General features: G+C 58.4%; 8 protein-coding genes. 1 reads left to right on the top strand and 7 read right to left on the bottom strand.

Features of this window, described 5'->3' with window-relative positions; all coding sequences use genetic code 11:
- Window positions 1-16 precede the first annotated feature (16 nt).
- From ACYX4K_RS03150 to ACYX4K_RS03120, 7 genes are all read right to left on the bottom strand, one after another.
- A complete protein-coding gene (locus ACYX4K_RS03150; protein ID WP_475093556.1) occupies window positions 17-499 on the bottom strand; it encodes a methylated-DNA--[protein]-cysteine S-methyltransferase in 483 nt (160 codons plus the stop codon).
- On the bottom strand, window positions 496-2,022 hold the full coding sequence (locus ACYX4K_RS03145) for an AlkA N-terminal domain-containing protein (RefSeq protein ID WP_475093557.1): 1,527 nt from the start codon (window positions 2,020-2,022) through the stop codon (window positions 496-498). Before ACYX4K_RS03145 ends, ACYX4K_RS03150 begins: the two co-directional genes overlap by 4 nt.
- Window positions 2,023-2,171: 149 nt before the next feature.
- Window positions 2,172-3,911, bottom strand: a complete 1,740-nt coding sequence (locus ACYX4K_RS03140; protein ID WP_475093558.1) for a dipeptidyl-peptidase 3 family protein — start codon at window positions 3,909-3,911, stop codon at window positions 2,172-2,174.
- A 202-nt stretch (window positions 3,912-4,113) separates the two neighbouring features.
- Entirely contained in the window at window positions 4,114-5,934 is a 1,821-nt protein-coding gene (locus ACYX4K_RS03135; RefSeq protein ID WP_475093559.1) for an ABCB family ABC transporter ATP-binding protein/permease, read from the bottom strand.
- 84 nt (window positions 5,935-6,018) lie between these two features.
- On the bottom strand, window positions 6,019-6,630 hold the full coding sequence (locus tag ACYX4K_RS03130) for an NUDIX hydrolase (RefSeq protein WP_475093560.1): 612 nt from the start codon (window positions 6,628-6,630) through the stop codon (window positions 6,019-6,021).
- A 73-nt stretch (window positions 6,631-6,703) separates the two neighbouring features.
- On the bottom strand, window positions 6,704-9,883 hold the full coding sequence (locus ACYX4K_RS03125; protein WP_475093561.1) for an efflux RND transporter permease subunit: 3,180 nt from the start codon (window positions 9,881-9,883) through the stop codon (window positions 6,704-6,706).
- A gap of 33 nt (window positions 9,884-9,916) precedes the next feature.
- On the bottom strand, window positions 9,917-11,305 hold the full coding sequence (locus ACYX4K_RS03120; RefSeq protein ID WP_475093562.1) for an efflux RND transporter periplasmic adaptor subunit: 1,389 nt from the start codon (window positions 11,303-11,305) through the stop codon (window positions 9,917-9,919).
- 75 nt (window positions 11,306-11,380) lie between these two features.
- Here ACYX4K_RS03120 and ACYX4K_RS03115 point away from each other — a divergent pair, with 75 nt between their 5' ends.
- Window positions 11,381-11,917 carry an NUDIX hydrolase gene (locus tag ACYX4K_RS03115; protein ID WP_475093563.1) on the top strand — a complete coding sequence of 179 codons (537 nt, stop codon included), beginning with the start codon at window positions 11,381-11,383 and terminating at the stop codon, window positions 11,915-11,917.
- Window positions 11,918-11,981 lie beyond the last annotated feature (64 nt).

The following is an 11,981-nucleotide window of genomic DNA, read 5'->3' as shown; positions in this document are numbered from 1 at the left end:
TGACCAGCCGGACAGGTCAGCCAATCAACGCCCCCTCCAATGCCAGCAAGCGCGCCTTCATCTCCAGCCCACCCGCATAGCCTGTCAGCGTACCGTCTGCGCCAATTACCCGGTGGCAGGGCACCACGATGGACAGCGGATTGGCTCCGTTGGCCCGGGCCACCGCGCGCACCGCTTTGGGATTACCGATGGCCTCCGCCAGCTCCCGGTAGCTGCGGGTTTCCCCGAACGGAATGGCGCAGAGCGCCCGCCAAACCGATTGCTGAAACGGTGTGCCGGCGGCATCCATAGAAAGATCAAACGACTGTATCTCACCACCGAAGTACGCCGCGAGCTGCTCCGCCGCTGCGTCCGTCAGTTCGGTCGCGCCGCGCACCCAATCTTCCTTCACCGGCAGCGGCCGTTTGCCCCCCTGCAGATCGATCCCCACCAGCCCCGATTCACTGGCAGCGATGCCGAGTTCGCCAAACGCACTGGGGTAAATTTCATAGCAGATCATTTGATCGACCTCTTCTTGAGTTTGGGCTTGGGTTTAGATTTGGTTTTCAGGGATTGCCACAACAACAACGCAGCGTAAGCCCGCCAGGGGCGCCAGGATTCGGCGCGGGCCAGGGCCTGTTTCGGGGTTGCCTTGCGCTCGCCATCGCCCTCTTCCCTGCCAAGCGCGATCAGGATTCCAAGGTCGGACGCCGGGAAGGCATCCGGCATGGAAAGACCGCGCATAGCGGTGTAGTGAGCGGTCCAATCGCCAATACCGGGAAGAGCGGTCATCTGGGTACAGAAGCTCTCGAGATCCGCTGCATCAAAGTCGATATCGCCATTGAGCGTGGCCGCAACGAACGTTTGCAACGTCTTGGCGCGGGTGCGGGTAACGCCGATATCGGAGAAGTCCGCATCGCGCAGCTGCTCCGCGGTCGGAAACAACAGCAGCGACTCGCCTTCGGGTCCGGTAAACGTCTCGCCGTAACGGCTCGCGACCCGCCCGGCAATGGTGGTGGCCGCGGCCACCGAAATCTGCTGACCGAGAATCGCACGCAACGTGTACTCGAACGGATCCCAGGCACCGGGTAGGCGCACGCCGGGAGCTACTTTCAATACTTTTTTTAGCAGCGGATCGGCTTCCAAATGGCCGCGAATCTCATCACTGTCCGCATCCAGGTCAAACAGGCGGCGCAGTTTCTCCCGCAGGGGGTAGAGCACCGCTCCACAACCGTCTCCATACACGCTGACACGCAAGCGCCCCTTATCCGGCTCGTGCGCAACTCTCAACAAGCCACGCAGGCCCTGCAGCTCGAAACTGCGCAGGTATTCCCCCTGCTCTGGATCATCACCGGCAATGACCTGCTCCACGCCCGGCAGGGTGCGCGCAGCAAAAAACGCGAGCAGCGCCGGCCAATCGAACGGCGGCCGGTAACTCAGGTAAATCCGAATGGGTTTTACACCGCGATCATGGGGCTGTGCTGTCGCCGACTCGCGGCGAACTTCACTAGGCGTTCGCTGATAGATCTCTTTAAAAACACCATTGAATCGACGCAGGCTATTAAAGCCCGCGGCGAATGCGATCTCCCCCACCGGCAGGCTGGTATCGCGCAGCAGGCTGAACGCAAACAGCGCCCGCTCGGTCTGCCAGACCTGTAGCGGACTCAAGCCAATATGCTCCGCAAACAGCTTGCGCAGATAGCGGCTGGTAATCCCCAGGCGGTCTGCCAGCTGCTCAATGGATTGGGCTTCCCGCTCCGCGCGCATCAGGTTCACCGCGCGCTGAACCGTCGTGGATACCAGCCCCCAGGCCGGACTTCCGGGAGCAGCGTCCGGCCGGCAGCGCAGGCACGGGCGGTAACCCGCGGCCGCGGCTTCTGCGGCGGTGGCGAAGTATTCGACGTTCTTCTCCAGCGGCGGACGCGCCGGGCAAATCGGTCGACAGAAGATGCCGGTGGTTTTCACCGCGGTGTAGAAACGACCATCAAACCGCTTATCGCGGGCGAGACGGGCGGAGTGGCAGATATCGGGGTCAGGTTTCACGTTCAGGTGATCTGTGGCTTGTACTGCCTCCAGTGTACGGACCGGATATCCTCCAAACTAGTCATATTCGGAACTGGCTGACTATTCGCCCCCGGAGAACGAAAAAGCGGGCCATGAGGGCCCGCTCTAGAAAAGTTAGGATCGTACGATTACTGAATACCCAGTACTTCCTTACCCTGGATAAAGGTCACATCCACCGGAATACTGGCATCTTTCAGTCGATCAAGATCCGCCTGAAGCTCTGCGCCAACCACGCCCATATTGTCGAGCAAGTCTTTGGATTTTTTGTAGTCGCCGTCGCCCTGGATGGTCAGGATCAGGTTCGACAGTTTGGTCATCGCCGCCTGCATCTTGTCGAAGTCGACACTGTACTGGCCGGTGGCTTCGTCGCGGGTGAAGGCGCCTTCCTGCTTGAAGAAGTTGAAGCGCATCATGTTCGCCTTACCGTGGGCACTGGCGGCACCGAAACGGACACTGCGGAAAATACCGGCGAGGAAGGTGACGTAGTTGTCCATCAGCTCGCCCTCTTCAATCTCACCCTTGCCGTGCAGCTCGGTGATCATGTACAGGCCGAGGATATCCGCCTTGCCCTCTTCCAGCGCGGAGGAAGTCTCTTTCAGTGCCTGACGCACATTGGCACCGTCGGTAACGGTTTTCTTGATACCGAGACCGTGGGCCACTTCGTGGAACATGGTGTTGCCGAAGAAGGCATCGAAGGTGATGTGCTTGCGCTGGTCTTCCGCGATCAGCACGCCGCTGATGGGCACCAGGATCTGGTCGAACTTCGCGCGCATGGCGTTTTTCAGCTGCAGGCGACGGGTGCCCTTTTTCAGCTGTACTTCTTCGTCGTTCGGCAGGTTGATGGCGATGGTTTTGGAGCCGGCGTTGCTGTGGCCCGCGTAGTAGAGCACATCGTAAGCGTTCAGATCGGAATCGGTTCCCGGGGTTTCCGCCTTGTACTTGTCACCCACCGGCAGGCCGCGCTGCAGTTCCGGCAGGAAGGCGGCGAACTTGGACAGCTTTTCGCTCCACGCCATATCTTTCAGCAGCACATAGGATTCGTAGGCGGTGCGGTAGGCAAACAGCTGGTCTTCGTAGTTTTCGATAGGACCGATCACCACGTCGATGCGGTTGTCTTTCATATCCATCCACGCCATATCGCTGTCGCGGAACTGATCGTTAAGCAGGGCGTCGGCACGGAGTTTCAGGTAACCAGCGAAATCCTGGTCTTCTGCCAGCTCCGCCGCTTCGCGCAACAGTGCTGAGGCTTTTTCCAGCTGCGCTTTGTAGGCCTCGCTGTATGGCACCAGTTCAAGATTGCCTTCGCTGTCGCGGCGCACCAGGGAATAAAGACCTTCTTTACCCGGCTGTTTCCAGGCTTCAAATTCCTGCTTGGTCATGTCTTCCGGGTAGAACTCGGCACCCAGGGGCTTGTCGCTGTACCCTTCGATAAACGGCTTGTTGTCGTTCAGGCGATCCCAGGGGCCGTAGTTGATATCGGCGAACTTGCGTGCGGCGCTGTCATCGATTCCGCTCAACAGTTCCTGGGCGGGACCGTAGGATTGCAGCCAGAACAACTGATCCATAATTTTACTGGCATCGATCAGCTTGCCGATCATCTGGCGCTGGTTGTCGGACAGGGAGGAAAGGTCTGCATTCAACTCCACCGGCGCATAGATATCGAACCGGGATGGGTCCACACCTTTTGCAATACCACCCGCCTGGGGGCCAGTGGCCGGCTGGGCGGTTTGTTGCTCAGCCTCGGCGCCCGGTTGCGCAGTATTTTCGACGGGCGCGGATTCTGAGTTGATGGTGGTTTTTTCATCAGAAGAGCAGCCGGCAACAATGGCAAGTGCCAGAGCCGATACGGCAAAGAGTGCAGATTTCATTCAGGTTCCTGCCTGTTGTTTTATTGAATAGCGCGAGCCACATTAATTGCGGGCACGAAAGATGTCCAGATACCCCGCAGTGCGCAAGACGTGCCGGATATTTGACTGCAATTATGGGCAAGGATAGAAAAATACGCGGTGCAATTCCGGCCAGAAAAAACAAATCGCGCCAGAGTGTATAGAAACCTGCCGGCAGTACGCATCAGGACAGCAGCTGCGGATCTTCTGTACCAGTTTCTCGCGCGCGCTCCTGCTGCTGCATCCGCCACAGCCCGGCGTAATGGCCATCCGCGGCAATCAGCTCCCGGTGACTGCCCTGCTCCACCACGCGCCCCTGATCCATCACCAGAATCTGATCCGCATCCACCACAGTGGACAAACGGTGGGCAATCACCAGAGTGGTCTGCTCCCGGGATATTTCCTGCAGGGCGCGCAGGATCCCCTGCTCCGAGTGGCTGTCCAGGCTGGACGTCGCCTCGTCAAACACCATGATGGGTGGGTGTTTGAGAATGGCACGGGCGATGGCCACGCGCTGCTTTTCGCCACCGGATAATTTCAGGCCGCGCTCGCCAACGGTGGTGTGCACACCTTCGGGCAACTGCGCGATAAAACCGTCCAGTTGCGCGTGGCGAATCGCCGCCATCACCTCTGCGTCGGTGGCATCCACGCGCCCGTAACGCACGTTTTCCAGAATGGATTGATTGAACAGAACTGTGTCCTGGGGCACCACACCAATGGCCGCACGTAACGAGTCCTGGCTCACCTCGCGTACATCCTGCCCGTCCACCCGGATACTGCCGCCGTTCACGTCGTAAAAACGGAACAGCAACTTGAACAGGGTGGATTTGCCGGCGCCGCTGGCGCCGACAATGGCGACCTTTTGCTTCGGGGCGACAGAAAAACTGACGCCCTTGAGGATTTCCCGCTCGCTGCTGTAACCAAACTGCACATCGCGAAACTCGATGGCGCCCCGCTTGATACCCAGGGTGCCCGCGGCCTCCGCATCTTCAATGGCCGGCTTCACATCGAGAATCGAGAACATTTTTTCGATATTGGCGAGGGAGCCTTTCATCTCCCGGTATACGAAACCGAGGAAATTGAGCGGGATAAAAATCTGCATCATCACGGCATTGATCAGCACAAAGTCGCCGATGGTCATGCTGCCCCTGGTCACATTGACCGCAGCCATCACCATGGCGCCGCACATGGCGGTGGCGATGATCACCGCCTGCCCCGCGTTTAACCCGAACAGCGACAGGCGATTTTTGCGCCGCGCCTGTTCCCAGGTGGCCAGTTCGCGGTCGTAGTGCTGCGCCTCGTGCTGCTCGTTGCCGAAGTATTTGACGGTTTCGTAATTCAGCAGACTGTCGACCGCGCGGCTGCTGCTCTGGGATTCCGCCTGATTCAGCTCCCGAACGTAGCGGGTGCGCCATTCGGTGGCCACCACGGAGAAGCCGATATAGGCGGCCACGGCGCCCAACACCAGCAGTGCGAAACTGACGCTGTAATTCCACCACAGCAACCCGACCACCATCAGGATTTCCACCAGGGTCGGGACGATGTTAAACACCATAAAGCGCATCAGAAATCCGATGCCAGCGTTGCCGCGCTCGATATCCCGGGACAGGCCACCGGTGCGCCGATTGAGGTGATAATCCAGATCGAGCTTGTGCAGGTGCTGGAAAACCGCGAGCCCGACTCTGCGCTGGGCGCGTTCAGTGACCCGGCCGAAAATCGTGTCGCGCAGTTCGCCAAACAGCACCGAGGAAAAACGCACAAATCCGTAGGCCAACAACAGGCCCAGTGGCAGGGCGATGGCCGCCGCGGCACCACCGGCCTGATCCAGATCATCGACAATGTGTTTAAGCAGGAACGGCAAGCCAACACTGGCGGCCTTGGCGCCGATAAGACACAGCAGAGCCAGAATTACCGGGCGCTTGAATTCGAGCAGATAGGGAAACAGGGTTTTGAGGGCGCTCCAGTGGACATCTTCCAGAGCGACGGCGGATTTGGGTCTGGGCATGGTCAATCTCGGTGAATCAGGTGCGCAGTATACCTGACCAGACCGAGTTACCTGCGCGGGAAATCGCAGACCCGACCGTTCGGATCAGGACAGCGCCCTGACTGGAACGTCATCCCTGCGCCCGATCGGTGCGTCCAGAACACGGACCAGGAATTCCGTCAGCACCCCGGCGGTGAATCCCCAGATCTCGTAACCTTCGTACTCATAGGCGGGCAGATAGATACGGCGCTGGTCGATGGTGATACGGTCTGTGCGGACGCGCGGATCATCGAAAAACCAGGCCAGCGGCACCCGGAAGATGGCGTCCAGCTCGCCGGGGTTGGGCGTCAGCGGCGCATCGGCGGGCACAATCCCCAGCCATGGAGTCACTTCCACCTGCCAGCGTGTAGTGCGAGTCCACAGGGGGCCGAGCACGCGTACCTGGTCCGCGGGCAGGCCGATTTCTTCGTGGGTCTCGCGCAAAGCGGTGTATTCGAGGGAGGGATCGGTATCGTCCCAACGGCCACCGGGAAGGGAAACTTCCCCAGAGTGACTGGACAGTTGCTGCGAGCGCAGCGTCAAAATGACCTGAGGGTCTGGCTCGTCCGTCAACGCCAGCAGCACCGCCGCGTGGCCGTGTAAATCCGGGCCCTGCGGCACCTGCGCCTGCAATTCATCTCTGACTGCAGAGAACTTCTTTTCTATGGTTTCCAACATGGCTGTTTGATTGCTGCCTCCAGCTCACGGTACCTGTTTCACTATACACCTTCTCCAAAAACGGTTCAGGGGATCAGGTCGCATCCGGCTTCAGCTCCGGTTTGCTTGCTGCTTCCCCCTTGTCCATCGGTTGATGGCCACCTTTCACTCTTTCCCGCAGGGATTGCACCAGCGCGTAATAGATGGGCACCAGAAAGGTGGAAAAAATACTTGCAGCAAGCATGCCACCAAAGACTGCCAAGCCGAGGGAGATACGGCTGGCGGCACCGGCACCGGAGGCAATTACCAGCGGGAAAATACCCAACACGAATGCCAGCGCGGTCATCAACACCGCACGAAACCGCAAGCGCGTGGCCTGTAGTGCAGATTCCTCGATGGACAGTCCACTGTCCCGCTGCAGTACCGCAAACTCCACCATTAGAATGGCCGTTTTCGCAGACATCGCGATCAGCAATACCAGGCCAATCTGAGTGTACAGGTCACTGTCGCGCCCCATAACAAAACAGGCCAGTAAGCCACCGCCGATGGCAATCGGAATTGCCAGCAACACCGCGATGGGAATACTCCAGCTCTCGTATTGCGCTACCAGAAACAGGTACGCAAATAAAATGGCCAGCGCGAACAAAATCGGTGCCAGGTTCCCTGCACTGATTTCTTCCAGGCTGGCGCCGGTCCACTCATAACCATATCCTTCCGGCAAATGGTTTCCCAACAGCTCCATCGCCTGCATGGCCTCACCACTGGAGTAGCCCGGCGCCGCGGCCCCATTAATGGTGACGCTGTTGTACAGGTTGTAGCGCTGCACCGTTTGCGGGGCCACAATAGGCTTCACCTCGGCAACTGAGCTGACCGGTACCAGCCCGCCGCTGTTGGCGCGTACAAAAAAGCCGCTGAGGTCTTCTTCACTGTCCCGGTACTCTGCATCCGCCTGGGCAAGCACCTGGAATACCTTGCCAAAACGATTGAAGTCGTTGACGTAATAACTGCCCAGATACGTCTGCAGAGTGAGATAGACATCGGAAAGCTGCAGGCCGAGGATATGTGCCTTGTCTTTATCCAGCTCCAGCTCCAATTGCGGCGAGGCCGCCTGATAAGTGGTAAATGCCTGGGCAATTTCCGGGCGCTGATTGGCCGCGCCAAGCAGTGCATACAGCACTCCAGCGAGTTCCTGAATTTCCCGCCCCTGCAGATCTTCCAGCACAAACTCAAAACCGCCAATGGTTCCCAGCCCGGGCAACGCGGGCACCGGGAAGGCCCGCACCTGCGCTTCCGGGACCGCAGCCCCAAGTTTCTGTACCTTATTCAAAATGGCAAACTGATCGAGTTCCGGAGTCAGCCGTTCCTCCCAGGGATGCAGTATCACGATCATAAACGCGGTGTTGGATGCGAGACTGTTGGACAGCAGACTGAATCCCGGTACCGCCATCACATGGGCAACACCTTCCAGTTTTTTGATGTCACTGCTCAGTTTTTCCACCACCGGCGCAGTGCGTTTCAACGAGGCGCCATCAGGCAGCTGAACATTCATCATGAAATATCCCTGATCTTCATCGGGGATAAATCCCGTGGGCACCACTTTGAACAAAACAAAACAAAGTGCGCCGACGCCGATAATGGTGGCCAGGCCGAGCAGTGGAATACGTACAAAAAAGCACACCACGCTCATATACAAACCGGTAGCACGCTGCAAAAAGCGATTGAAAAAGCCAAATACCCCGGTCAGCTTTTCACCGTGTTCTCCCTCTCCCTGAGGTGGCCGTAACAGAACTGCACTGAGAGAGGGGCTCAGGGTAAGCGCATTCACCGATGAAATAAGAACCGCGATGGAAATGGTCAGGGCGAACTGTTGGTACATTTTTCCGGTCAGCCCCGGCATCAGCATTACCGGCACAAAGACCGAGAACAGCACGGCGGTGGTGGCGATTACCGGGCCGGTGACCTCGCGCATAGACTCCATCGCCGCCTCTTTGGGCTCCAGCCCCTCGCCCAACAGCCGTTGGGTGTTTTCCACCACGATGATCGCATCGTCCACCACGATGCCAATGGCGAGAATCAGGGCAAACAAGGTGACCGTATTGATGGTCATCCCCAGTGCCAGCATTACCGCAAAAGTACCGATCAGCGACACGGGAATGGCAATGGCCGGAATCAGAGTTGCACGCCAGTCCTGCAGGAATACGAACACCACCAGAATCACCAGTAGCAAGGCGATGATCAGTGTTTCTACGACTTCTGCGATGGAGGCTTTTACAAAACCAGTGGTGTCGTAAATAATTTCCGACTCCAGCCCTTCTGGAAAATGGCGCCCCAACTGATCAACCTTTTCGCGAATATTGTTTGCCACGTCCAGTGCGTTAGCATCCGGTAGCTGGTAGATCGCCATCACCGCAGACGGCTGGCCATCCAGTTCCCCGTAGGCACTGTAACTCTGGCTACCCAACTCGACCCGCGAAATATCCCGCATGCGTACGATGCCACCATCCGGCCGGGAGCGGATGCTGATGTTTTCGAACTCTTCCACGCTCTCCAGGCGCCCCTGGGCGAGAATACTGTATTGAAACTGTTGTTCCTGCTTGATTGGCGGCGCACCGATTTTTCCCGCGGCCACCTGCAGGTTCTGCGCGCGAATCGCGGCGATCACATCATTGGCGGTGACATCCAGCGCGGCCATCTTGTCCGGATTCAGCCACAGGCGCATGGCGTAGTCCTGGGCGCCGAGGATCTGCACATCGCTGACGCCGTCGATGCGCGACAGCTCGTCTTTGAGAAAAATATCTCCGTAGTTGGCTAGAAAAAGAGTGTCGAATTTATCGTCCTTCGACAGCAGATTGACCACCAGCAAAATGGTGTTGGATTTCTTCTCTACGGTGACCCCGCTGCGGGTCACCTCATCCGGCAGACTCGGGGTGGCCTGCTGCACCCGGTTCTGCACATTCACCTGAGCGATATCCCCGTCATAGCCACTTTCAAAAGTCACCGTCAGGGTATAGGTGCCGTCGTTACTGCTGGTGGAAGACATATATTTCATGCCCTCCACCCCGTTGACCTGAGACTCAATAGGTTCCGCCACACTGTCGCGCATGACTTCCGCACTGGCACCGGGGTAGGAAGCCGTAACCACTACCGTCGGTGGGGTAATGTCGGGAAACTGGGCAATGGGTAATAGCGGCAGGGACAGCACGCCCGCAAGGGTGATCAGAATAGAGATCACCAGAGCAAAACGCGGCCGTCGGATAAACGTCGCGCTGATCATCGCATCACGCCCTGCACCCAGGGACCGCGGATATCATTTGCCATCAAAATAGGCATCCGGTTCCTTTTCCTGGCCCAGGGGCTCGCCGCGCTCACTATTGGGATCGGGCAGTTTTTGTCCGCTGCCATCGTGCATTTCCGCCTCAATCTGCTCCAGATCGGAACCGGTACCAGAGGCCCCGGACTGACGGCGCTCCTCGGGCGAGACATCGCCTTCGCGGAACTCTGTGACGGGGCTGGTCTGCGCGGGGGGGCGCTCGGTCTTGATACCTTTATAGGGATCCAAAGCGACATTCTGCGGTGCGACTGGCTGCCCATTGGTCACCCGTTGTAAGCCGTTCACGGCAATTCTTTCACCGGGCTTGAGTCCATCTTCCACCGCCCACAAGGCGTTTTCCCGCTGCCCGAGCTTGAGGAAGCGCTTCTCGGCAATATTCTTGTCGTCGACGACATACACGAAATGCCCCTGCATATCTTCGAGTACCGCCGCTTGCGGAACCAGTGGCTTTATCGCTTCAGCACCGGCAAACACACTGATGACAACGCGGGCAAACTGCCCCTGTACCAGCAGGCGCTCCGGGTTTGGGAAGCGGGCACGCACCAGCGCAGACCCCGTCGCCTGGTCGATCTGGTTGTCCACAAATACCACGATGCCAGGATAGGGATAGAGTTTTCCATCCGGCTGCTTGATACGCACTTCCCTCTTTACCGGCGCCATGCCCTGCTGACGACGCCGCTCCGTCTCCTCCTGTACCGCAAACAGGCGATTTTCCGGCACCTCGAAAGTGACGTAGATCGGGTCCATGCGCACGATGGAAGTCAGCGGGTCGGTTCCCGGGCCGACCAGTGAGCCCTCGGTATATTCCGAGCGCCCGATCAGACCAGTGAGTGGCGCGCGAATTTCGGTATAGGAAAGATTGAGCTGGGCGGTTTCCACATCTGCCTGCATGGCGGCAACTTTGGATTCCGCCTCTTCGAAATTGCCGGTCAGCTCGTCCATCTGCATTTTGCTGATGGCACCGGTTTTAATCAGTTCGCTACCGCGCCGGTAGTTGCGCTGTGCGACCTGCAGCGCGGAGCGTGCCTGCGCCAGATTGGCGCGCTGGTTATCCAGCGCGGCAATAAACGGTTTGGGGTCAATCTGATACAGCAGCTCGCCCTTCTGAACCAGCTGCCCCTCGACAAAATTGCGCGTCTCGATGTACCCCTCCACCCGTGGGCGCACCTTGTATTCATCCGTAGCTTCTACCCGCCCCACATATTCGTAGCGCGGTACCACCTGGTGCGCGCGCACCGCCAGGACCTCAACCGGCGGCGGTTTGGGCTTGGCCTGCTCTTCTTGCTTACTGCAGGCCATCGCCAGAATGGCAATTACTAAAACGAGAATACGCGCCATGGAAAACCAGCCATCGCTACTGCACAAAAATCCTACTTACCACTATAGAAGGAAGATGGCTGGCAGACTGGCGCTCACTGCGACCGCGGGTATACTTGCGCCATGAAATTTTGCAGCCATTGCGGCCACACCGTTGTTTTCGAGATCCCCGCCGGGGACGACCGCCCCCGCCACCTGTGCCACGATTGCGGTGCCATTCACTATGTGAATCCCCGTGTCATTGTCGGCACTCTGCCGTACCTGGGCGATCAGGTTTTACTGTGCAAACGTGCCATTGAGCCCCGCCACGGACTTTGGACCCTGCCTGCGGGGTTTATGGAAAATGGTGAAAGCAGCGAGCAGGGGGCGCTCAGGGAGTCTTGGGAAGAGGCCCGCGCCAACCTGCGTGTGGACGAGCTGTTTTCCGTTTACGACATTCCCCATATCAACCAGGTGTACCTGATTTACCGTGGCGAACTCACCGACACCAACTTCGGTGCCGGGCCGGAATCACTGGAGGTGGCACTGTTTGACGAGGGGGATATCCCCTGGGACGAGATGGCATTTCCGGTGATGACGCAGACGCTGAAACACTATTTCAGCGATCGGGAAAAAGGGGCCTTTGGGCTGCACCGGGGGGTGATTGAGCGCAAGCTGTGAGCTTGCGCCCTGGAACTGGATCCCGGCCTTCGCCGGGATGACGGGATGACGGGATGACAGAAAG

Source organism: Microbulbifer sp. ABF4_107 (assembly GCF_056312215.1).
Note: the sequence above shows the minus strand (reverse complement) of the source record. Positions and strands in the feature narration are given on the sequence as shown.

Excerpts from the sequence above, each read along its gene's own strand:
- ACYX4K_RS03150 (WP_475093556.1), bottom strand. The coding sequence starts at position 499 with ATGATCTGCTATGAAATTTACCCCAGTGCGTTTGGCGAACTCGGCATC.
- ACYX4K_RS03140 (WP_475093558.1), bottom strand. The coding sequence starts at position 3,911 with ATGAAATCTGCACTCTTTGCCGTATCGGCTCTGGCACTTGCCATTGTT.
- ACYX4K_RS03135 (WP_475093559.1), bottom strand. The coding sequence starts at position 5,934 with ATGCCCAGACCCAAATCCGCCGTCGCTCTGGAAGATGTCCACTGGAGC.
- ACYX4K_RS03130 (WP_475093560.1), bottom strand. The coding sequence starts at position 6,630 with ATGTTGGAAACCATAGAAAAGAAGTTCTCTGCAGTCAGAGATGAATTG.
- ACYX4K_RS03125 (WP_475093561.1), bottom strand. The coding sequence starts at position 9,883 with ATGATCAGCGCGACGTTTATCCGACGGCCGCGTTTTGCTCTGGTGATC.
- ACYX4K_RS03115 (WP_475093563.1), top strand. The coding sequence starts at position 11,381 with ATGAAATTTTGCAGCCATTGCGGCCACACCGTTGTTTTCGAGATCCCC.